The organism is Streptomyces sp. NPDC087906 (assembly GCF_055584925.1).
Genome location: NZ_JBVJLC010000011.1, coordinates 69,575 through 90,917 on the forward strand (window position 1 = coordinate 69,575; position 21,343 = coordinate 90,917).

The window sequence follows — 21,343 nt, forward strand, 5'->3', positions numbered from 1 at the left end:
CGCCGGGGGTTTGCCCGGCGCGCCGCGCTCGCGTCGCAGGTCGGGCCCTCGGCGGCGGGGCGCGGGCGGTGGCTGGTCGTCACCTCGCGCACCGGATGGGTCAAAAGTGACGTATTTCACATATCACTATTTCAACTCGGAAAACGCCCCGTGCCGGGACACGATCCCTGGGTGACAGGTCGCAAGACCCCGCCACCACGGCGGGGCGGTCCGGGCGGACGCCGAGTCCTGCCGCCGTCCGGATGCCTGGTCGACACGAGTGGATCGGCAGGAGTGGAGGACCCGAGCAGTACGGGACGGCCCGGAAACGAGTCTCCCTCGGGGTGAAGCCGCCGCGGCGGCCGGGCAACTTCGCCAGCCCGAACCCGACAGGTCATCCTTCACAGGCGGCTGACGAAGGGTTGCGCATGACTGCGCAGACACATGTCCCGTCCTTGCTCTCGCGGGCCCGTACCGTCTCGGGTCTGACGCTCGTCGCCGTGGGCGGCATGCTCCTGGCGCCGGGTGCGGCCGCCGAGGCGCACGCGGCCACGCTGGCGACGAAGGCGCTGCAGATCGCCGCGTCGAAGAAGGGCGCGCCCTACCAGTGGGGCGCTTCGGGGCCTAGACGCTTCGACTGCTCGGGGCTGACGCTGTATTCGTACAAGAAGGCGGGGAAGAAGCTCCCGCGCACGACACAGCAGCAGTACAACAACACCAGGCATGTCTCGGCCGCCGGACGGCGCCAGGGCGACCTGGTGTTCTTCCATTCCGGGCGCAGGGTCTACCACGTGGGGATCTACGCGGGCAGCGGCAAGATCTGGCACTCCCCCAAGACGGGCGCCGTGGTGCGGCTGGAGCGGATCTGGTCCAAGAGCGTCTGGTACGGCCGGGTGCGCTGAGCCGGGCGGGTGCGCCGGGCCGGGCGGGTGCGCCGGGCCGGGCGGGTGCGCCGGGCCGAGAGGCGGGTGCTGAGCCGGACGGCGGGCGCTGGGCCGAACGGCGAGCACGGTACGCGCGGGGGGCACGGTACGCGCGGGGGCTGATCTACAGGCCTGGGTCCGCGGCGCTCAGGTCGGTACGACGACGGGCCACGGCAGGGCGATCCAGACCGTCTTGCCGCCCTCCGCCGTCGGGACGACACTCATCCGGCCGCCGCATTCGGCCGCGAGCCAGCGGATGATGACCATGCCGCGGCCGTTGTCCTGCTGGACCGCTGCCGGTAGCCGCTGCGGCCAGCGGGGATGGCTGTCCGTGACGCCGATCCGCAGTTGCTCGTGCCGTTCGAGGCGGATGTCCACCGTGAAGGTGGGTGACTGGCCGAAGGTGTGCTGGACGGCGTTGGTCGCCAGCTCCGAGACGATCAGGCGGACCGTTTCAGCGGTTTCCGCCCCGCCGGGCAGGCCCCATTCGGCGAGGATGTCGGCGACGTATCTGCGAGCGGCCGGCACCGAGACCGGATCACTCGGCAGGGTGACGGATGCTTCTTGATGGTCTGCCATGGCGAGGCTGTCCCTTTCCCGCCGGATCCGATATCCGGCACAGAACGGTTGACTGCGCGGAGGGCTCCGGATCCGTCCTCCGCGTCAGAGTGCCACTCATCGTGCCCCTGCCCCGACCAATCCACCGAGATATGCATATATCTGTCGCTCGAAGCGGTGAACTCTGCGACGCGAGAGCGTATTTGGGCGGCCGAAAGATACCTTCTCCGCGATATGGCCGAAACGGGGGCGGAGAAGGGGAGTTGATCATGCGCAACGGTCCTGCGGTGCGCCGCCGCAGACTCGGCGAGGAGTTACGCAGACTGCGCCGCGAGGCCGGTCTCACCAGCGACGAGACCGCGCGGCTGCTCGGCTGGCACCAGTCGAAGGTGAGCCGGATCGAGACGGGCGTCAGCGGCGTGAAGGACGCGGATCTGCCCAGGCTGCTGGACGCGTTGGGGGTCACCGACAGCCGACTGCGTTCCCTGCTCGGCACCTTGGCGGGCGCTGCGGGCGGCGGCCAGGGGTGGTGGCAGGCGTACGGCGGGGTGATCCCGCCCCGGTACCGGGACTTCATCAGCCTGGAGTCGCAGGCCCGCACGGCGCGCACGCTGGAGACATCGGTGGTGCCGGGGCTGCTGCAGACGCCCGGTTACGCCCGAGCGGTCACCCGGGCGGCGCTGGACGGCCCGCCGGCCACGACGGTCGACTCGCTGGTGGAGGTGCGGCTCGCCCGCCAGGAGGTGCTGCGCGCGCCGGATCCGCTGGCGCTGCACGCGGTGCTGGACGAGGCGGTGCTGCGGCGCGAGGTGGGCGGGCCCGGGGTGATGCGCGAGCAGTTGTGGACCTTGCGGAAACTCGCCGAGCTGCCCCACATCCGGCTCCAGGTGCTGCCGTTCAGCGTCGGCGGCCATGTCGGCCTGACCGGCCCTTTCGTCATCTTCTCTTTCCCGAACATTACCGATCTGGATTTGGTCGTTCTCGACCACTTGACGAGTAGCCTTTATTTGGAGCGGGAAGAAGACCTTGAGGCGTACTGCGCCGCGTTCCGCACCCTGGAGGCGCATGCCCTTTCGCCTGATGATTCGCTGGATCTCATCGCCGGGATCGGTGACGGCGTTTAGGGAGCATCATGACCGCTAACCCCCCACACCCCGCGGCTTGGCGGCGGAGCAGCCGCAGCGTAGGGATGAACAACTGCGTGGAGACGGCCCGCAAAGGCGCGGGCGAACTCGCCGTTCGTGATTCGAAGAACGTGACCCGCCCGCATCTGTCCTTCTCCGCCGAAGCCTGGAGCTGTTTCGTGTCGGCCCTGCGCGGGGAGGTGCCGGGGTCGGCCTACTGAGCCGCGACCGACACGATCGTGCCGACCGCCGTGTCGATCTGACGCTCCGTCAGGTCGGCGCGCGCGGTGAGCCGGATACGGGAGATGCCGTCCGGCACCGAGGGCGGCCGGAAGCAGCCGACCGACACACCTGCGGCCCGGCAGTCCGCGGCCCAGCGCAACGCCGCCTCGGGCGACGGCGCCTGTACGGAGACGACGGCGGCGTCCGGACGTACGGCGGTCAGACCTTCGGCGGTCAGCCGACCGTGCAGCGTGCGCGCCACCTCTCTCGCGCGCCCGGCGAGAGCGGGCTCCGCGCGCAGCAGCCGCAGGCTCGCCAGCGCGCCGCCCACGGCCGCTGGGGCGAGGCCGGTGTCGAAGATGAACGTACGGGCGGCGTTGACCAGATGGTCGATGACCCGGGCCGGGCCGAGGATCGCACCGCCCTGGCTGCCCAGCGACTTGGACAGCGTGAGGGTGGCGACAACCCCGGGCGCGCCGGCGACACCGGCCGCGTCCAGCGCTCCCCTGCCGCCCGCGCCCAGCACCCCGAACCCGTGCGCGTCGTCAACGACCAGCGCGGCTCCGAGACTTCGGCAGACGGCTACCAGCTCGCGCAGCGGCGCCGCGTCGCCGTCCACCGAGAACACCCCGTCGCTGACCACCAGCGCGCGCCTGCCGCGCTCGGCCTCCAGCGTCTTGCGTACCGCTTCCGGCTCGCTGTGCGGGACGACGACGGTCTCGGCGCGGGAGAGCCGGCAGCCGTCCACGATCGAGGCGTGGTTGCCCGCGTCGGACAGCAGCAGCGAGCCGCGCGCGGTCAGCGCGGTCAGCGCGGCGAGGTTGGCCGCGTAACCGGACGACAGCACGAGCGCCGCCTCGAATCCGCAGAACGCGGCCAGTTCGGCCTCCAGCTCCGCGTGCAGTTCGGTGCTGCCGGTCACCAGCCGTGAGCCGGTGGCGCCGGCGCCCCAGCGGCGGGCGGCCTCGGCGGCGGCGCCGGTGGTGGCGGGATGCCGGGCGAGGCCCAGGTAGTCGTTGCTCGCGAGGTCGAGCAGCGGGGAATCGGCCGGCCGCGGCCGGAGCGTACGGACCAGGCCCGACGCCTCGCGGGCGCGCGCCGCCCCGTCGGTCCAGTCGAAGGGGTCCTGCTCCATGGGTCCGGTCCCTCCGTAGGTCCTTTTGTAGGCTGCGCACAGACCCTAAACCCGGCCGGACCAGGACAGGGTGTGGCCATACCCACACTTCGAAGTGGCGGAGTTGTCAGATTCCACCCTGGCATCAGGGTGCGGAGGTAGGCGAAGATCGGCCCTATGGACCTGCTGAACACGCTGGTGGAGAAGGGCCTGCGGCGCGAGCCGCCGACCCGCGAAGAAGCGCTCGCCGTGCTGGCGACCTCCGACGACGACCTGCTGGAGGTGGTCGCTGCCGCGGGCAAGGTGCGCCGCCAGTGGTTCGGCCGGCGGGTGAAACTCAACTACCTGGTCAACCTCAAGTCCGGGCTGTGCCCCGAGGACTGCTCGTACTGCTCGCAGCGGCTCGGCTCGACCGCCGAGATCCTCAAGTACACCTGGCTGAAGCCGGAAGAGGCGTCGAAGGCCGCTGCCGCCGGGGTGGCGGGCGGCGCCAAGCGGGTCTGCCTGGTCGCCAGCGGGCGCGGTCCGACCGACCGCGACGTGGAGCGGGTGTCCGGCACGATCAAGGCCATCAAGGAGCAGAACGAGGGCGTCGAGGTCTGCGCGTGCCTGGGGCTGCTCTCGGAGGGCCAGGGCGAGCGGCTGCGGGCCGCGGGCGCCGACGCGTACAACCACAACCTCAACACGTCCGAGGGGACGTACGGGGACATCACGACCACGCACACCTACGCCGACCGGGTCGAGACCGTGCGGCACGCCCAGGCGGCCGGGCTGTCCGCCTGCTCCGGGCTGATCGCCGGCATGGGCGAGAGCGACGCCGATCTGGTGGATGTCGTCTTCTCGCTGCGCGCGCTCGACCCGGACTCGGTGCCGGTCAACTTCCTCATCCCGGTGGAGGGCACGCCGCTCGCCGCCGAGTGGAACCTCACCCCGCAGCGCTGCCTGCGGATCCTCGCCATGACCCGGTTCATCTGCCCCGACGTCGAGGTCAGGCTGGCCGGCGGCCGTGAGGTGCAGTTGCGCTCGATGCAGCCGCTCGCGCTGCACCTGGTCAACTCGATCTTCCTCGGCGACTATCTGACCACCGAGGGCCAGGAGGGCAAGGCCGACCTGGAGATGATCGCGGACGCCGGTTTCGAGGTGGAGGGCGCGGAGACGACGACCCTGCCGGAACACCGCGCGGGCGGGTGCGCCGCGCCTGCCGCCGCCGTGGCCGACGAGCCGCTGGCCGACGCGGCTCCGGCGCCTTCGCGCAAGGACCTGGTCTCGGTGCGCCGCCGCGGAGCCGGTACGGATCTCGCACCCAATGCCTGATCTCGCCCCGGCCGAACTGCTCGCGCTCGACCGGGCGCACGTCTGGCACCCGTACGGCCCGATGCCGGGCCGTACGGACCCGCTGGTCGTGGAGTCCGCGTCGGGCGTACGGCTACGGCTCGCCGAACCGGCGCACGGGCAGCGCGAGTTGGTCGACGGGATGGCGTCCTGGTGGTCGGCGATCCACGGCTACAACCATCCCGTGCTCAACGAGGCGGCGCACGGCCAGCTCGACCGGATGAGCCATGTGATGTTCGGCGGCCTCACCCATGAGCCCGCCGTACGGCTCGCCACGAAGCTGGTCGACATGACGCCCGAGCCGCTGCGGCACGTGTTCCTCGCCGACTCGGGCTCGGTCTCCGTCGAGGTCGCCGTCAAGATGTGCCTGCAGTACTGGCGTTCGGTCGGCAGACCCGCGAAGCAGCGGCTGCTGACCTGGCGCGGCGGCTACCACGGCGACACCTGGCAGCCGATGTCGGTCTGCGACCCGGAAGGCGGGATGCACGAGCTGTGGTCGGGCGTCCTGCCGCGCCAGGTGTTCGCGGGGGTGCCGCCGGTCGAGTACGACGAGACGTACGCGGACGGGCTGCGCGCGCTGATCGCCGAGCACGCGGACGAACTGGCGGCGGTGATCGTGGAGCCGGTGGTGCAGGGCGCGGGCGGGATGCGCTTCCACTCCCCCACGTATCTGCGGGTGCTGCGGGAGGCGTGCGACGCGCACGACGTCCTGCTGGTCTTCGACGAGATCGCGACGGGCTTCGGCCGTACGGGCACGCTGTTCGCCGCCGACCAGGCCGGGGTATCGCCCGATGTGATGTGCGTGGGCAAGGCGCTGACCGGCGGCTATCTGACGATGGCGGCGACGCTGTGCACGGCGGGGGTGGCCGAGGGCATCGCGCGCGGCGACGTTCCCGTACTGGCGCACGGGCCGACCTTCATGGGCAATCCGCTGGCCTCGGCCGTGGCCTGCGCCTCCATCGACCTGCTGCTCGGCCAGGACTGGGTCAAAGAGGTGGAGCGGATCGGCACGGGCCTGCGCGAAGGTCTCGCGGAAGCCGCGGAGCTGCCGGGCGTGCGTGACGTACGGGTGCTGGGCGCCATCGGGGTGGTCCAGCTCGACCACGACGTGGACATGGCGGCGGCGACCCGGGCGGCGGTGCGCGCGGGCGTATGGCTGCGGCCGTTCCGCGATCTCGTCTACACGATGCCGCCGTATGTGACGGGTGACGACGACATCGCGCGGATCTGCCGCGCGGTGACGGCGGCGGCGCGGGAGGGCTGACATGACCATTCTCATCGTCACGGGCACCGGGACGGAGATCGGCAAGACCGTCGTCACGGCGGCACTGGCGGCCGCCGCGCTCGCGCGGGGCCGGACCGTCGCCGTACTGAAACCGGCCCAGACGGGTCTGGCGCCCGGCGAACCCGGCGACGCTGCGGAGGCGGCCCGGCTGGCCGGTCCTGTCACACCGCTCGAACTGGCCCGCTTCCCCGAGCCGTTGGCACCGGCGACCGCCGCCCGGCGCGCGGGCCTGACACCGGTACGGCCCGACGAGGTGGCCGTCGCCGCGGAGAAGCTGGCCGCCGAGCACGACCTGGTGCTGGTCGAGGGCGCGGGCGGCCTGCTCGTACGCTTCGACGCCCACGGCGGCACCCTGGCGGACGCGGCACGGCTGCTGGGCGCACCCGCCCTGGTCGTGGCCCCCGCCGGCCTGGGCACCCTCAACGCCACGGCCCTGACGACCGAGGCCCTGCGCGCCCGTGACGTGCGCCCGCTCGGCGTGGTCATCGGCAGTTGGCCGACCGCCCCGGACCTCGCGGCCCGCTGCAACCTGGCGGACCTCCCGGACATGACGGGCACCCCACTCCTGGGCGCGATCCCGGCGGGCGCGGGAACCCTCCCCCCGAACCGCTTCCGCACGGAGGCGCCGCACTGGCTCGCCCCGGAACTGGCCGGCGAGTGGGACGCGGCGGCGTTCGGCGCGGAGTTCACCGCCCCATAGGCTGCTCCGCATGCGCGCACGTATCGACGAGATCGTCTTCGACTGCGGGAAGCCGGCGGAGCTGGCTCGGTTCTGGGCCGGGCTGCTCGGTGGTGAGCCGGCTGAGCGGAGTGCCGACTGGGCCTACATCGACCCGCCGGAGTTCAGCCGGATCGCCTTCCAGCGGGTTCCGGAGGGCAAGACCGTCAAGAACCGGCTCCATCTGGACCTGCTGGCCGACGACATCCCCGCCGCCACGGCCGAGGCGGTCGGGCTCGGGGCCGAGCGGGTCGGTGGGATCGTGTCCGACACGGCGGGCAGCTTCCAGGTGCTGCGCGATCCGGAGGGCAACGAGTTCTGCTTCGTGACCCCGGCCTGACCTGGCCGGACCTGCGCCGAAATCGGCTCGCCCCGGCGGTGGCCGCTCTGCTTGGCTCGGGGCATGGGTGACCTCCAGATCCGCTGCGCCGGACTCGCCGACATCGACGCCGTACTGTCCTTCTGGCGGCTGGCCGCCGAGGGCACCAGCATCAGTGACGACCACGACGGGATGACCCGGCTCATCTCGCGCGACCCCGAGGCCCTGCTGCTCGCCGAGCGCGACGGCCGGCTCGTGGGGACGGTCATCGCCGGGTTCGACGGGTGGCGGTGCTCCGCCTACCGGCTGGCCGTCCATCCGGAGCAGCGCAGGCGGGGTGTCGCCACGGCTCTGCTGGACGCCGCCGAGCAGCGGTTCGCGGCCATCGGCGGGCGGCGGGTGGACGCGATGGTGCTGGAGGACAACACGCGGGCGCGGCGGGCCTGGGCGTCCGCCGGGTACCACCGCGAGGATCATTGGCGGCGCTGGGTGAAGCCCCTGCGGTAGCCACTTTGCCGATCCTTTACCATGAGGGTTCGTTGTTCCGTACAACCGAAAGGTGTGAACGTCCGCTCATGGGCGAGCCTCCCAGTATCAGCAGACACCGCGCAGCCCTCCGCCCGCTGACCGATCATGTGACGGAGGTGAACCGATGACCGAAGTGCTGCTGCTCATCCTGGCCGTGCTGCTCGCGCTGCTCTGCGGAGCGTTCGTCGCCGCCGAGTTCTCGCTCACCACCGTCGAACGGGGTGATCTGGAACGGGCCGCCGAGCGCGGTGAACGGGGCGCCGCCGGGGCGCTGAAGGCCGTGCAGAGCCTCACCTTCCAGCTCTCCGGGGCGCAGCTCGGCATCACCGTCACCAATCTGGTCGTCGGTATGCTCGCCGAGCCGTCCGTCTCCAAGCTGATCCGGGGTCCGATCGAGGCCATCGGCCTCTCGGAGTCCGTGGCGTCCTCGGTCGCGCTCGTCATCGGTACGGCCCTGTCGACCGTCGTGCTGATGGTCGTCGGCGAGCTGGTACCGAAGAACTGGGCGATCTCGTCCCCGCTGGCCGTCGCCAAGGTCGTCGCCACACCGCAGCGGCACTTCACCGCCGTCTTCCGCCCGTTCATCGCGCATCTCAACAACACAGCGAACCGCATCGTGCGCGCGATGGGTCTTGAGCCGACCGAGGAGCTGGCCTCCGCCCGCTCGCCGCAGGAACTGGTCGCGCTGGCCCGGCACTCGGCGAAGGAGGGCGCGCTGGAGGCGGACACCGCCGAGCTGTTCGTACGGACCCTGAGCCTGGCCGCGCTCACCACGGAGAACGTGATGACGCCGCGCGTCCAGGTCATGGCGCTCGACGTGCAGGCCACGGCCGAGGACGTCGCCAACGCGACCCGGGCCACCGGCCTGTCCCGCTTCCCCGTCTACCGCGGCAATCTGGACACGGTCGTCGGTATCGCGCACATCAAGGACGTCCTGGCGGTACCGGCCGAGCGCAGGGTCCGGCACCCCGTCAGGGAGCTGCTGCGGGAGCCGCTGCTCGTCCCGGAGACGCTGACGGTGGACAAGCTGCTCGACCGGCTCTCCGGACGCTCCACGATGGCGGTCGTCATCGACGAGTACGGCGGCACGGCCGGGGTGGTGACGCTGGAGGACATCGTCGAGGAGGTCGTCGGCGAGGTGCGCGACGAGCACGACCCGCACGAGACCCCGGACCTGGCCCCGGTCGGTGAGGACGCCGAGGGCCGGCCGCTGTGGTCGGCGGACGGTGCCGCTCGCGCCGACCAGTTGGAGAAGATCGGGCTGCGGGTGCCGGAGGGTCCGTACGAGACGCTGGCCGGTTTCGTCGCGGCCGAGCTGGGCCGGATCCCCGCCGAGGGCGACGAGGTCGGCGTCGGCGGCTGGCGGCTGGAAGTCACCGACGCCTCGGGCCGCCGCGCGGCCCGGCTGACCCTGCACGGCGCGCTGCCGGGCGCCGACAGCGATACGGATGCCGACAGCGGTACGGATGCTGACGACACGGAAGAGGAGGCCGGACGATGACCGCGATCCAGCTCATCATCGGTCTGCTCACGCTCGTCGTGAACGCCTTCTTCGTCGGGGCCGAGTTCTCCCTGATCTCCGTGCGCCGCAGCCAGATCGAACCGGCTGCCGAGAACGGCGACCGCAGGGCGCGCAGCGTGATCTGGGGCCTTGAGCATGTGTCGGCCCTGCTCGCCGCAGCCCAGCTCGGCATCACGCTGTGCACGCTGGTGCTGGGCATCGTCGCCGAGCCCGCCATCGCCCATCTGCTGGAGCCGGTCTTCAACGGTGTCGGCGTGCCGCACGGCCTCGTCCATCCGATCTCGTTCGTGATCGCGCTGGTCCTGGCGACGTATCTGCACATGCTGCTGGGCGAGATGGTGCCGAAGAACGTCGCCCTGGCGGGGCCCGTCCGTACGGCGCTGCTGCTCGGGCCGCCCCTGGTGGGCCTGTCGCGGGCGCTGCGGCCGGTGATCTTCACCGTCAACGCCTTCGCCAACACCCTGCTGAAGCTGCTGCGGGTGGAGGCCAAGAGCGAGGTGTCGGCGACGTTCTCCGACGACGAGCTGGCCCGGCTGGTCACCGACGCGGGCCATGCGGGACTGCTCGACGACCGGGCGACCGAGCGGCTGCACGACGCGCTGGAGCTGGGCCGCCGGCCGGTGCGCGACGTGGTGCTGCCGCTGGAGCGGGTCGTGACGGCCGAGGTGGGGGTGACCCCGGAGGAGCTGGAGGCGATGGCCGCCACGTCCGGTTTCTCGCGCTTCCCCGTGGTCGACCCGTCGCGGCGGATCCTGGGCTATCTCCATGTGAAGGACGCGCTCGACGCGATGCCGCGCGACGTGCCGTTCCCGGTCACGGGGATGCGCGCGATCGCCCGGGTGAAGGACGAGACACCGATGGACGACGTGCTGACGGCGATGCGCCGCAGCCGTACGCACCTGGCCGCGGTGCTGGACGCCGACGGCAAGCTCGAAGGCATGGTGACCATGGAGGACGTGCTGCGCGAACTGGTGGGGCGCCATGCCTGAGCCGGGTCCTACCGCGCGGTAGGATCAGGCCCGCCATGGAGATGAATGCCAACTACACCAGTTTCGTCGCTGTCGGGGACTCCTTCACCGAAGGCATGTCCGACCTGCTGCCCGACGGTACGTACCGGGGCTGGGCCGATCTGCTCGCCGGCCGGCTGGCGGCCCGTACCCCCGGCTTCCGGTACGCGAATCTCGCCGTGCGCGGCAAGCTCATCGGGCAGATCGTGGACGAGCAGGTGGACGTCGCCGCCGCGATGACTCCTGACCTGGTGACGCTGGTCGGCGGGCTCAACGACACCCTGCGGCCCAAGGTCGACATGGGGCGGGTGCGCGGGCTGCTCGAAGAGGCCGTCGAGCGGCTCGCGCCGTCCTGCAAGCAGCTCGTGCTGATGCGCAGCCCCGGCAGGAACGGTCCGGTGATGGAGCGGATCCGGCCGCGCATGGAGGAGCTGTTCACGTACATCGACGAGCTGGCGGAGCGGCACGACGCGCTGGTCGTCGACCTCTACGGCGGGGACGTCCTCGGTGACCAGCGGCTGTGGGACGTGGACCGGCTGCATCCGACCGCCGAGGGCCACCGGCGTATCGCCGAGGCGGTCTGGCAGGGGCTCGGCCTCGACGCCGAGCACGACTGGCGCGCCGCGCTGCCGCCCGCCGCGCCGGCCCGCTGGCTGATGCGGCGCGGCAGCGACGTGCGGTTCGCCCGGCAGTATCTCGGGCCGTGGGTGGTGCGCAGGCTGACCGGGCGCTCGACGGGTGACGGCAGGCTGCCCAAACGCCCTGAGCTGCTGCCTTACCAGCCGTACGCGCCCGAGTCCGCCGACGGGACCCGGTAGGACCGTGGCGCGGTCCCCGGCCGGGCCCCAGTAGAATCCGCTCACGTGACTCCCGTGTCGAAGCCCCGTATCCCCAATGTCCTTGCCGGCCGCTACGCCTCGGTGGAGCTGGCTGTGCTGTGGTCCCCCGAGCACAAGGTGAAGCTGGAGCGCCGGCTGTGGCTGGCCGTGCTGCGCGCGCAGCGGGACCTCGGGATCGAGGTGCCGGAGACGGCCGTCGCCGACTACGAGCGGGTGGTCGAGCAGGTCGACCTGGCGTCGATCGCGGAGCGCGAGAAGGTCACCCGGCACGATGTGAAGGCCCGGATCGAGGAGTTCAACGCCCTCGCCGGCCATGAGCAGGTGCACAAGGGCATGACGTCGCGGGATCTCACCGAGAACGTCGAGCAGCTCCAGATCCGGCTGTCGCTCGAACTCATGCGGGACCGCACGGTCGCGGTGCTGGCCCGGCTGGGCAAGCTGGCCGGAGAGTACGGGCCGCTGGTGATCGCCGGCCGTTCGCACAACGTGGCGGCGCAGGCCACGACGCTCGGCAAGCGGTTCGCGACGGCGGCCGACGAGCTGCTGGTGGCGTACGGGCGGCTCGATGACCTGCTGGAGCGCTACCCGCTGCGCGGGATCAAGGGCCCGGTCGGCACGTCGCAGGACATGCTGGACCTGCTGGGCGGCGACGCGGCGAAGCTGGCCGACCTGGAGGGCCGGATCGCCGGGCATCTGGGCTTCGCGCACGCCTTCACCTCGGTGGGCCAGGTCTACCCCCGCTCGCTCGACTACGACGTGGTGACCGCGCTGGTGCAGCTCGCCGCCGCGCCGTCGTCGGTGGCGAAGACGATCCGGCTGATGGCCGGGCACGAACTGGTCACCGAGGGCTTCAAGCCGGGCCAGGTCGGCTCGTCCGCGATGCCGCACAAGATGAACACCCGGTCCTGCGAGCGGGTCAACGGGCTGATGGTGATCCTGCGCGGCTACGCGTCGATGACCGGCGAGCTGGCGGGCGACCAGTGGAACGAGGGCGACGTCTCGTGCTCGGTGGTGCGCAGGGTGGCGCTGCCCGACGCGTTCTTCGCCCTCGACGGGCTGCTGGAGACGTTCCTGACCGTGCTGGACGAGTTCGGCGCGTTCCCCGCCGTGGTGGCGCGTGAACTGGACCGCTACCTGCCGTTCCTGGCGACGACGAAGGTGCTGATGGCGGCCGTACGCGAGGGCGTCGGCCGGGAGGCGGCGCACGAGGTCATCAAGGAGCACGCGGTGGCGTCGGCGCTGGCCATGCGGGAGCGGGGCGCCGAGCGCAACGAACTCCTCGACCGGCTGGCGGCCGACGACCGGATCCCGCTGGACCGCGCCCGGCTGGACGCGCTGATGGCGGACAAGCTGTCGTTCACAGGCGCCGCGGAGGACCAGATCGGCGCGGTGGTCGCCCGGATCGAGGAGATCGTGAAGCAGCGTCCGGAGGCCGCCGGGTACACGCCCGGATCGATCCTCTGAGATGCGCCCCGAAGAACTGGAAGCGGCCCGCGACCGGCTCGTGCCCGATGTGGCCGGGCCGGGGCTGCGTGTGCTGTTCTGCGGCATCAACCCGGGCCTGATGTCGGCGGCGACGGGCCATCACTTCGCCCGCCCCGGCAACCGGTTCTGGCCGGTGCTGCATCTTTCCGGCTTCACACCGCGCCAGTTGAAGCCGGCCGAGGAGCAGGAGCTGCTGACCCACCGGCTGGGCATCACCAACGTCGTGGCGCGGGCCACGGCGCGCGCGGACGAGTTGGGCGACGAGGAGTTCCGCGCGGGCGGCGAGATCCTGACGGCCAAGGTGGAGCGGCTGCGGCCGCGCTGGCTCGCGGTGGTCGGGGTCACGGCGTACCGGGTGGCCTTCGCCGACAGGAAGGCCCGGATAGGCCCGCAGGAGCGGACGATCGGCGCGACCCGGGTGTGGGCGCTGCCGAACCCGAGCGGGCTCAACGCGCACTGGACGGCGCAGACGATGGCGGAGGAGTTCGGCCGGCTGCGCGCGGCGGCGGAGGCGGCCGAGGGACCGGCGGGCACGTAGCGCCGGCCGCCCGTGGGGCGGGACGGCGACGGCGCTACGTGTCCGGTTCGGGACGTGTCCCGGTCGGGACGGGCCCGTTCGGGACGTGTCCGGCTCGGGCCGGTGTCCGGCGTTAGCTGACCGCGATCGGTCCCGCGGTGGCGGTGCACTTCGTCTGGTCGGCGGCCACGGTCGCGCAGCCGGCGCCCGGCGTCGCCGTGTAGCCGGCCGGGGTGAAGATGATGACGTTGCTGTTCAGGCCCCACGCGCCCGGGGGCACGTTCACGCGGCCGACCGTCTCGGCGATGGTGCCGGTGATGTCGTAGGTGCTGCCGGGGTAGTACGCGATGTCGCTGCCCCAGACGTACGAGGCGCTGACCCCGTACATGCGCACGACGACGCCGCACACGATGACCGACCGCCAGGAGAGCTGGTGGGGCTGGGTCGGGGGGTAACCGATGCCGGAGGGCATGGTGACCTCGCAGGTGTACACCCCGCCGTCGTTGTTGTTGGTGAAGGTGACGAAGGCGCTGCCCGCGTCGGCCGGTGCGGCGGCGGCCGACGGCGCGGCCGGAGCGGCTGCCTGGGCCGAGCCTGCGCCCATCGTGAGGGACAGGGCAGCGACGCCGAGCGCCGCGAGGAGCGCGCCTGTGCGGCGCCGGAGGGAGTGGGGGGACACGGGGATACCGGCCTTTCCTGGGGCGGATCACGGCAGGACATGGGGGGACCGCGACGCACCGCGACGCGCACGCGCGACACGGTGACCAGAAGATCGTGACTCCTGGGCGAGAAGCCCGTCAAGGGTTTTGAACGTTCCAATCAGCCGAAGGGGCACCGTCCGTGCGTCAAGTCGCTTGTCAGGAAGGCACGTTGTCGCAGGTCGGGACGTATTTCTAGGCTACGGCGGGTCCGTTTCCGTTATGAGGGCCATCAGTTGGTACGGCTGTTCCGCGCCCCACCGGGCCACCCCTATCGCCGTCCAGCGGTCCTGCGTCCGCCAGATCCACAGCGACTCCACCGCCGCGCTCAGCTCGTACCAGGGCTCGGGCAGCTCCTCGCCCGCCATGCCCCTGGCCCGCATGCTCCACAGGCTGAACCGCTGTGCGGGGCCCCAGCGCGCGTCCAGGCGCCCTGCCAGCGCCTCGCAGAGCGCTTCGTACTGCTCGGCCGCAGGCCCGCTGCCGCTGCCGTCGTCCTCCCAGAACTCCTCGCTGCTGCTCAGCGCGGCCAGATGGTAGCCGGGGCCGCCGGTGACCGTCCCTGAGCTGCCGCGCTCCGCGGGGAACTCCCGGGTGCGCAGCAGCTCCACGAGGGCGAGTTGCCGGGCGATGTCCATGTGTCCAGTAAACCCGGCCGCGCCGACAGTTGGCTCCCCGTCAGGCGTCGCGGCGGCGCAGCGCGAGTCCGCCCGCCAGTACGGCGGCGGCCGTCCAGCCGATCAGCACGGCAAGTCCCGTCCAGGCGCCGGGTGTTCCCGACGGGTCCAGCACGAGCATCCGCCGGCCCGCCTGCGCGGGAAAGAAGTCCGCCGCCTTTCCGTTGCCCGACACGTCCCCGAGCACGAAGGGCAGCAGCAGGAACACCGGCACGAGCAGACTCAGCGTCCCTGCCACGCTGCGCAGCAGCGCGGCGACGCCCGCCGCCAGCAGCGAGACGCAGGCGAAGTAGAGGCCGCAGCCGAGGATCGCGCGCGGCGCCGCCTGGTCGCCGATGCCGATGCCGAACTGCTCGCCGATCAGGGCCTGTCCGCCGGTGAAGCAGACCAGGCCGGTGACGAGCCCGACGGCGCACGCGAGGACGGCGACGACCGCCAGCTTCGCGGCGTAGAAGGCGCGTCGGTCCGGCACGGCGGCCAAAGAGACCTGGATCGTGCCGCCCCGGTACTCGGACGCCATGGCGGCGGCGCCGAACACGATGGCGGCGAGCTGGCCGAAGTTCAGGCCGGAGTACGAGGAGAGCAGCGGGTCGAAGTCGGCGCTCGCGGTGTCGTCGGGACCGAGCGTGCCGCAGATGAGGAGGGAGAAGACCGTCGTCACCAGGAAGCCGCCGGCCAGCGAGCCGGGCAGGGAACGCAGGGAGCGGACCTTGATCCATTCGGCGTGGGCCGCCGCGGGGAGCGACATGGCTCAGACCTCCTGGGGGTGCGGGGCGGTGGTGGACGTGTACTGCGCGGCGTCCTCGGTGAGTTGCAGATACGCCTGTTCCAGCGTGCCGACCTCGTCGGCGAGTTGCAGGATGGGGATGCCCGCGCGGGCGGCGAGCGGCCCGATCTCCACCACCCGGGCGCCCTCGACGGTCCAGCCGCCGTCGGCGTCCTCGACGGGCGCGAAGCCCTTCGCGCGCAGGAGGGTGCGCAGCCGGACCCCCTCGGTGGTGCGCAGTCTGACGCGCGGGCGCACGCGTGCGTCGATGAACTCCCGCAGCGGGGTGTCGGCGAGGAGTCTGCCGCGTCCGAGGACCACGAGGTGGTCGGCGTAGGACGCCGTCTCGTTCATGAGGTGGCTGGCGACCAGGACCGTTCTGCCCTCGTCGGCCAACCGGCGCAGCAACTCCCTGATCCAGCGCATGCCTTCGGCGTCGAGGCCGTTGGACGGCTCGTCCAGCATCAGCACCGGCGGGTCGCCGAGCAGCGCCGCCGCCATGCCCAGCCGCTGGCGCATCCCGAGCGAGTACGTCCTGACGCGGCGCCCGGCGACGGACGCGATGCCCACCTCTTCGAGCACGTCCTCCACCCGCCGGGCGGGGATGCGGTTGCTCGCCGCGAGTATCTGGAGGTGCGCGCGTGCGGTGCGCGCGCCCATGGCGGCTCCCGCGTCCAGCAGCGACCCGACCTCGCGCAGCGGTTCGGCGAGCCGTACGTAACTCTGCCCGCCGACGGTGGCGCTCCCGGACGTCGGCCGGTCGAGGCCGAGGACCAGCCGCATGGTGGTGGACTTTCCCGCGCCGTTGGGGCCGAGGAAGCCGGTGACCCGGCCGGGTGCGACCCGGAACGTGAGCCGGTCGACGGCGCGGGTCGCCCCGTACTCCTTGGTGAGGTGCTGGATGTCGATACTGGTCATGGCCTCAGCCTGGCCGTCGCGCAGGACCGTGCCCTCCCCCGCAGGTGGCCGGCTTCTCCCCCGGCCGGGGGAGGCTCCGGCGGCGCGGCCACTGGCACGATGGCGGCATGCGCCGACTCCTGGGACCGCTGGCCCGCACGGTGACGTACACCCGCGTCCTGCATCTGTGCATCCCGCTCGCGCTCCTCGCGGTCTGGATGTTCGTCGACCCCCGGCATCCGTACCTCCCGCTGCTGTTCCTCGTACCGATCGGGCTGCTGCCGGGGATGCGGCTGGCGGAGGGCGTGCAGGCGCAGCTCCTGCTCACGCCGCGTGAGCGGAGCGGTCCTGACCCGGTCATCGCCGCCGGGGCCTCGGCGACCTGGGCCGACCGGTGGCGGACGGTGCTGTGGCTGGAGGCGCGTTCGGTGCTGTCGGTGCTGATGCTGGGGTGCACCGTCTGGCTGCCGCTGCTCGGTGTCGATCTGCTGGTCAGGGCCGCCGGGCACGCGCCGCCGACGTTTCCCGCTCTGTCGGGGACGGCGCCGCGGCTGTGGTGCGCGGTGCTCGCGCCCGTGCCGCTCGCCGTCGCCGCCGTCGGGGTGGTGGCGATCGGGCGGCTGGCCGCCGCGGTCGCGCGGCGGCTGCTCGGTCCTTCGCCCGCCGAGCGGCTGGCGGCGCTGGAGGAGCGTACGGAGCAGTTGCTCGAACGCACCAGGATCGCCCGTGAGCTGCACGACTCGATCGGCCACGCCCTCACCGTCGCCGTGCTCCAGGCGGGGGCGGCCAGGGCGGCGGGCGACGCCGCGTTCACCGACCGCGCGCTCGGCACGATCGAGGAGACGGGCCGCGCGGCCCTGGAGGATCTGGAGCGGGTGCTCCTCGTACTGCGGGAGTCGGCGCGGCCCGCCTCGCAGCGGCCCACGCTCGTCGACGCCGGCCGGCTGCTGGACTCGGCGCGCGCCTCGGGGGCGCTGGTGGAGGCCACCGTCACCGGGCCGCTGGAGCGGGTGCCCGCGCCGGTCTCCCGTGAGGGCTACCGGATCCTCCAGGAGGCGCTGACGAACGTACTGCGGCACGCGGCGGGGGCGGCGCCGGTGCGGGTGTGTGTCGATGTGACGGGGGCGGGGCTCGGTATCGAGGTCACCAACCCGTTCGCGGGTGCGGCGGCCCACGGTCCGGTGCTGGCGGACGGCGGCGGGCTGCGGGGGATCAAGGAGCGGGCGGCGCTGCTCGGCGGCGAGGCGCGGACGGGGCTGCGGGGCGGGGAGTGGCGGGTGAGCGCGATGCTGCCGCTGGACGGCCGGGCGGGGGTACGGGCATGACGGTGAGCGTGCTGCTCGTGGACGACGAGCCGCTTGTCCGGGCGGGGCTGCGCGCCGTGCTGGAGGCGCAGCCCGACATCGCCGTGGTCGGCGAGGCGGCGGACGGCGCCGCCGTGATCCCGCTGGTGCGGAGCCTGCGTCCGGACGTGGTGGCGATGGACGTGCGGATGCCGCTGATGGACGGGATCGAGGCGACGAGGGCGGTCCTGCGGACGGTGTCGCCGCCGCCGAAGATCCTGGTCGTCACGACCTTCGAGAACGACGAGTACGTCTACCGCGCGCTGCGGGCGGGCGCCGACGGCTTTCTGCTCAAGCGGGCCCGCCCGGCCGAGATCGTCCACGCCGTGCGGCTGATCGCGGCGGGCGACTCGCTGCTGTTCCCGGCCGCTGTGCGCTCACTCGCCGCGGAGTACGGCAACGCCGAGGCGCGCAGGGAGCTGGCCGCCGCCGGGCTGACGGGCCGGGAGGCGGAGGTGCTGCGGCTGATGGCCCAGGGGCTGACGAACGGGGAGATCGCCGGGCGGCTGGTGGTGGGCGCCGAGACGGTGAAGTCCCATGTGAGCGCGGTGCTGGGGAAGTTGGGGGCCCGGGACCGGACCCAGGCGGTCATCGCGGCGTACGAATCGGGGTTCGTCGCGCCGCGCTGACCGCCCGGGGTGTGCCGCTGCTCGGTCGCGGTGTGCGGTGTGCGGTGGCGGTGCTCAGTGGCAGCGCTCGGTGGCAACGCTCGGTGGCAGCGCTCGGTGGCGGTGCTCGGTGGCAGCGCTCGGTGGCGGTGCTCGGTGGCGGTGCTCGGTGGCGGTGCTCGGTGGCGGTGCTCAGCCGGCCGTGCGGCGCAGCCGGACCACGGGGATGTCCCGTTCGGTCTTGAGCTGGTAGTCGGCGTACGGCGGGTAGACGTCGACCAGGCTCGGCCATACCCGCGCCTTCTCGTCGGCGGACAGCGTCTCGGCGTGTGCGGCGAACCGCTCGGCGCCGACTTGCAGCCGTACGTCGGGCTCGGCCGCCAAGTTCACGTACCAGAGCGGGTGTTCGTCGGCGCCGCCCTTGGAGGCGACGATCAGGTAGTCCTCGCCGTCACGGCCGTAGATGAGGACCGTACGGCGCCACTGACCGGTCCGCCGCCCCCGGTAGTCGAGCAGCAGGCACGGCGAGCCCTGGAAGTCGCCGCCCTCGGCCCCGTCCGAATCGGCGTAGAGCGTGGCCTGCTGCGCGACCCAGTCGGAGGGGCTGACAACGGGCTCTTCGTCCTGCGGCATGCGTGATCCTCCGGATCGTTCGACGGTTGATATTCGCCTACCCTCCATCGGCACTCGCCCGGTACGCAACCAACGAGTAGCATCCGGACACACCTGTACGAGCTGGGAGGGCACACCGTGGGGCGGTTGACCGGCGGAGACCCTTCCCTGCTGCGGAGGATCAACTCCGCCGTCGTGCTGCACGCCCTGCGCGGCGCCGACTCCCCCACGCTGACGGATCTGACCCGGATCACCGGGCTGTCCAGGCCCACGGTCGAAGGGGTGATCGAAGGGCTCATCGAGGCGGGGCTCGTCGTCGAGACGGCGCCGGAAGAGGGCGAGACCCGCAAGCAGGGGCGGCCGGCGCGCCGGTTCCGCTTCCGGGCCGAGGCGGGGCATCTGCTCGGTATCGAGATCGGTCCGCACCGGGTCGCCGCCCTGCTGTCGGGTCTTGACGGCCGGATCATCGGCGCCGGGTCGCGCGAGGTGACGGAGACGGCCTGCGCCGACGAACGGCTCGACCGGGTCAGGGCGGTGGTCGCCGATGTGCTGCGGCGGGCCGGGGTGGCCCGCAGCTCACTGCGGGCGGTCGGGGTGGGCAGTCCGGGCATCGTGGAGGCGGACGGGACCGTACGGCTCGGTACGGCGCTGCCGCAGTGGACCGGGCTCGCGCTCGGCGAGCGGCTGCGCCGCTCGTTCCGGTGTCCGGTCCTGGTGGAGAACGACGCGAACGCGGCGGCCGTGGCCGAGCAGTGGAAGGGCGCGGCCACCGACTCCGACGACATCGTCTTCGTCCTGGCCGGGCTGAGCCCTGGCGCGGGCGCGCTGATCGGCGGACGGCTGCACCGGGGTTTCGGCGGCGCGGCCGGTGAGATCGGCGCCCTGCATCTGCTGGGCCGTGAGGCCACACCGGAGACACTGCTGTCGACGACGGACGAGCCGCTGCACCCGCTGGACGAGCATGCGGTGGCCAAGGTCTTCGCCCTGGCCAAGCAGGGCGACGAGCGGGCGCAGGAGGCCATGGAGCGGTTCATCCAGCGGCTGGTGCACGACGTGGCGGCGCTGGTGCTCGCGCTCGATCCCGAACTGGTCGTGATCGGCGGCTGGGCGGCCGGTCTCGACGGCGTACTGGAGCCGCTGCGCGGCGAGTTGTCGCGTTACTGTCTGCGGCCACCGCGGGTGACGCTCTCGCTGCTCGGCGAGGCCGCGGTGGCGACCGGTGCGTTGCGGCTGGCCCTCGACCATGTCGAGGAGCAGCTCTTCGCCGTGGAGGGAACGGTGACGGCCCGCCGCTGAGCGCGGACGGGCCGTGTGGAGCAACATGGTGGTGGAGCAAGGCGGTTGAGGGGCGTGGTGACCGCCCCGCAGCGGATCAGGACGCCTGGCGCTCCGGGGGCTGGTCGGTGATCTGCAGGTCGCCCGAGTCGCCGAAGGTGAGCCGGCAGGTGTCGGCGCGGTAGGTGGCCATCGACACGGCGGCCGTGCGGCCCTCGGCGATGTAGCGCGTGGTGACGACGAGGACGGGCGCACCGGGCAGCCGGTCGAGTTCCCTGGCGTCGTCGGCGCGCGCGGAGCCGAGTTCGACGGCGCGATCCTGGCCTTCGAGCCCCAGATGCTGCAACTCCCGCAGCACGGCACGGGCCCTGGCGGGTCCGGACGGGGTGTCTATGGCGGACAGGCCGGGCACGGACGAGGCGGGTACGTACAGCAACTCGGCAGCCACGGACTGGCCGTGGGTCACCCGGATGCGCCGTACGACATGGACCTCTTCGCCGGACGGCGAGTCGAGCAGCTTGGCCACGGCGATCGGCGCGGGCTCCGTCACACAGCCGATGGGCTGCCAGGCGTCCTGATCGGCGCCGGGCCATTCGTGCTGGGCGGTGGAGACGTCCACACCGACGCGCGGCGGGGCGACGGTGGTCCCCACACCGCGCCTGCGCTGGAGCCGGCCTTCCAGTTCGAGCTGTTCCAGCGCCTGCCTGAGGGTGGCGCGCGCCACGCCGAACCTGGCGGCCAGCTCGCGCTCGTTGGGCAGCACCTCCCCCACGGCGAAGTCGGTGTCGAGCGCTTCTGCGAGCACGGTCTTGAGATGCCAGTACTTCGGCTCCGGCACCGTTTCGAGCTGCGTGGTCCCCACCCTGATCCTCCGCAATCGCCGTGTCCCCGGCGGGTTTTCCGTGCCCTTGTTTATTAAAGGTTCCTGCACTAACTAATGACGATAGGGCGGTGCAACCCTTTGGTCAAGACCAATCCCCCGGCCGTCGTACGCG

24 protein-coding genes and 1 riboswitch are annotated in these 21,343 nt (G+C 72.3%); of the genes, 16 read left to right on the plus strand and 8 right to left on the minus strand.

Going from position 1 to position 21,343, the window contains the following annotated elements:
• Positions 1–233 precede the first annotated feature (233 nt).
• Positions 234–404, plus strand: a riboswitch (cyclic di-AMP (ydaO/yuaA leader).
• Between the two features lie 3 nt (positions 405–407).
• The gene (locus ACZ63I_RS27330; RefSeq protein WP_469341743.1) at positions 408–881 is read left to right on the plus strand and encodes a C40 family peptidase; all 474 of its coding nucleotides are present in this window, start codon (positions 408–410) and stop codon (positions 879–881) included.
• Between the two features lie 168 nt (positions 882–1,049).
• Here ACZ63I_RS27330 and ACZ63I_RS27335 read toward each other — a convergent pair whose 3' ends face one another.
• Positions 1,050–1,481 (minus strand): ATP-binding protein, encoded by a 432-nt coding sequence (locus ACZ63I_RS27335; protein ID WP_469341744.1) that lies wholly within the window; start codon positions 1,479–1,481, stop codon positions 1,050–1,052.
• A 248-nt stretch (positions 1,482–1,729) separates the two neighbouring features.
• Between ACZ63I_RS27335 and ACZ63I_RS27340 the strand changes: the two genes are divergently transcribed.
• Positions 1,730–2,584, plus strand: a complete 855-nt coding sequence (locus tag ACZ63I_RS27340) for a helix-turn-helix domain-containing protein (protein ID WP_469341746.1) — start codon at positions 1,730–1,732, stop codon at positions 2,582–2,584.
• An 8-nt stretch (positions 2,585–2,592) separates the two neighbouring features.
• Complete coding sequence (locus ACZ63I_RS27345) at positions 2,593–2,805, plus strand: DUF397 domain-containing protein (RefSeq protein ID WP_469341747.1); 213 nt, start codon at positions 2,593–2,595, stop codon at positions 2,803–2,805.
• Here the strand turns inward: ACZ63I_RS27345 and ACZ63I_RS27350 are convergent.
• Positions 2,799–3,941 (minus strand): 8-amino-7-oxononanoate synthase, encoded by a 1,143-nt coding sequence (locus ACZ63I_RS27350; protein ID WP_469341748.1) that lies wholly within the window; start codon positions 3,939–3,941, stop codon positions 2,799–2,801. The two genes, ACZ63I_RS27345 and ACZ63I_RS27350, sit on opposite strands and share 7 nt — an antisense overlap.
• A 156-nt stretch (positions 3,942–4,097) precedes the next feature.
• Between ACZ63I_RS27350 and bioB the strand changes: the two genes are divergently transcribed.
• The 10 genes from bioB (at position 4,098) to mug (ending at position 13,493) form a co-directional block, all read left to right on the plus strand.
• Complete coding sequence (bioB, locus tag ACZ63I_RS27355; RefSeq protein ID WP_469341749.1) at positions 4,098–5,234, plus strand: biotin synthase BioB; 1,137 nt, start codon at positions 4,098–4,100, stop codon at positions 5,232–5,234.
• Positions 5,227–6,516, plus strand: coding sequence for an adenosylmethionine--8-amino-7-oxononanoate transaminase (locus tag ACZ63I_RS27360; protein ID WP_469341750.1), 1,290 nt, complete (start codon positions 5,227–5,229; stop codon positions 6,514–6,516). Before bioB ends, ACZ63I_RS27360 begins: the two co-directional genes overlap by 8 nt.
• Position 6,517: 1 nt before the next feature.
• On the plus strand, positions 6,518–7,237 hold the full coding sequence (gene bioD / locus ACZ63I_RS27365; protein ID WP_469341751.1) for a dethiobiotin synthase: 720 nt from the start codon (positions 6,518–6,520) through the stop codon (positions 7,235–7,237).
• A gap of 10 nt (positions 7,238–7,247) precedes the next feature.
• Positions 7,248–7,595, plus strand: a complete 348-nt coding sequence (locus ACZ63I_RS27370; protein WP_469341752.1) for a VOC family protein — start codon at positions 7,248–7,250, stop codon at positions 7,593–7,595.
• 63 nt (positions 7,596–7,658) lie between these two features.
• Entirely contained in the window at positions 7,659–8,081 is a 423-nt protein-coding gene (locus ACZ63I_RS27375) for a GNAT family N-acetyltransferase (RefSeq protein ID WP_469341754.1), read from the plus strand.
• A 145-nt stretch (positions 8,082–8,226) separates the two neighbouring features.
• The gene (locus ACZ63I_RS27380) at positions 8,227–9,603 is read left to right on the plus strand and encodes a hemolysin family protein (RefSeq protein WP_469341755.1); all 1,377 of its coding nucleotides are present in this window, start codon (positions 8,227–8,229) and stop codon (positions 9,601–9,603) included.
• Positions 9,600–10,613 (plus strand): hemolysin family protein, encoded by a 1,014-nt coding sequence (locus ACZ63I_RS27385; protein ID WP_469341757.1) that lies wholly within the window; start codon positions 9,600–9,602, stop codon positions 10,611–10,613. Before ACZ63I_RS27380 ends, ACZ63I_RS27385 begins: the two co-directional genes overlap by 4 nt.
• Before the next feature lie 35 nt (positions 10,614–10,648).
• Positions 10,649–11,449 carry an SGNH/GDSL hydrolase family protein gene (locus tag ACZ63I_RS27390; protein WP_469341758.1) on the plus strand — a complete coding sequence of 267 codons (801 nt, stop codon included), beginning with the start codon at positions 10,649–10,651 and terminating at the stop codon, positions 11,447–11,449.
• 45 nt (positions 11,450–11,494) lie between these two features.
• Positions 11,495–12,934 (plus strand): adenylosuccinate lyase, encoded by a 1,440-nt coding sequence (purB, locus tag ACZ63I_RS27395; RefSeq protein WP_469341760.1) that lies wholly within the window; start codon positions 11,495–11,497, stop codon positions 12,932–12,934.
• A 1-nt stretch (position 12,935) separates the two neighbouring features.
• Positions 12,936–13,493, plus strand: coding sequence for a G/U mismatch-specific DNA glycosylase (gene mug, locus ACZ63I_RS27400; protein ID WP_469341762.1), 558 nt, complete (start codon positions 12,936–12,938; stop codon positions 13,491–13,493).
• Between the two features lie 112 nt (positions 13,494–13,605).
• Here mug and ACZ63I_RS27405 read toward each other — a convergent pair whose 3' ends face one another.
• The 4 genes from ACZ63I_RS27405 to ACZ63I_RS27420 form a co-directional block, all read right to left on the minus strand.
• The gene (locus ACZ63I_RS27405; protein ID WP_469341764.1) at positions 13,606–14,151 is read right to left on the minus strand and encodes a hypothetical protein; all 546 of its coding nucleotides are present in this window, start codon (positions 14,149–14,151) and stop codon (positions 13,606–13,608) included.
• Positions 14,152–14,370: 219 nt separating this feature from the next.
• Entirely contained in the window at positions 14,371–14,808 is a 438-nt protein-coding gene (locus ACZ63I_RS27410; RefSeq protein WP_469341765.1) for a hypothetical protein, read from the minus strand.
• A gap of 40 nt (positions 14,809–14,848) precedes the next feature.
• Entirely contained in the window at positions 14,849–15,595 is a 747-nt protein-coding gene (locus ACZ63I_RS27415; RefSeq protein WP_469341766.1) for an ABC transporter permease, read from the minus strand.
• Positions 15,596–15,598: 3 nt separating this feature from the next.
• The gene (locus ACZ63I_RS27420; protein WP_469341767.1) at positions 15,599–16,531 is read right to left on the minus strand and encodes an ATP-binding cassette domain-containing protein; all 933 of its coding nucleotides are present in this window, start codon (positions 16,529–16,531) and stop codon (positions 15,599–15,601) included.
• Positions 16,532–16,638: 107 nt separating this feature from the next.
• Between ACZ63I_RS27420 and ACZ63I_RS27425 the strand changes: the two genes are divergently transcribed.
• Positions 16,639–17,835 (plus strand): sensor histidine kinase, encoded by a 1,197-nt coding sequence (locus ACZ63I_RS27425; protein ID WP_469341768.1) that lies wholly within the window; start codon positions 16,639–16,641, stop codon positions 17,833–17,835.
• Positions 17,832–18,482 (plus strand): response regulator transcription factor, encoded by a 651-nt coding sequence (locus ACZ63I_RS27430; protein ID WP_469341769.1) that lies wholly within the window; start codon positions 17,832–17,834, stop codon positions 18,480–18,482. Before ACZ63I_RS27425 ends, ACZ63I_RS27430 begins: the two co-directional genes overlap by 4 nt.
• A 171-nt stretch (positions 18,483–18,653) precedes the next feature.
• On the opposite strand, the gene ACZ63I_RS27435 is transcribed toward ACZ63I_RS27430, so the two are convergent.
• The gene (locus tag ACZ63I_RS27435) at positions 18,654–19,094 is read right to left on the minus strand and encodes a nitroreductase family deazaflavin-dependent oxidoreductase (RefSeq protein ID WP_469341771.1); all 441 of its coding nucleotides are present in this window, start codon (positions 19,092–19,094) and stop codon (positions 18,654–18,656) included.
• Between the two features lie 117 nt (positions 19,095–19,211).
• On the opposite strand from ACZ63I_RS27435, the gene ACZ63I_RS27440 reads away from it, so the two are divergent.
• Entirely contained in the window at positions 19,212–20,369 is a 1,158-nt protein-coding gene (locus tag ACZ63I_RS27440) for an ROK family transcriptional regulator (RefSeq protein WP_469341772.1), read from the plus strand.
• A gap of 76 nt (positions 20,370–20,445) precedes the next feature.
• On the opposite strand, the gene ACZ63I_RS27445 is transcribed toward ACZ63I_RS27440, so the two are convergent.
• On the minus strand, positions 20,446–21,210 hold the full coding sequence (locus tag ACZ63I_RS27445) for a GntR family transcriptional regulator (RefSeq protein ID WP_469341774.1): 765 nt from the start codon (positions 21,208–21,210) through the stop codon (positions 20,446–20,448).
• Between the last annotated feature and the right edge of the window lie 133 nt (positions 21,211–21,343).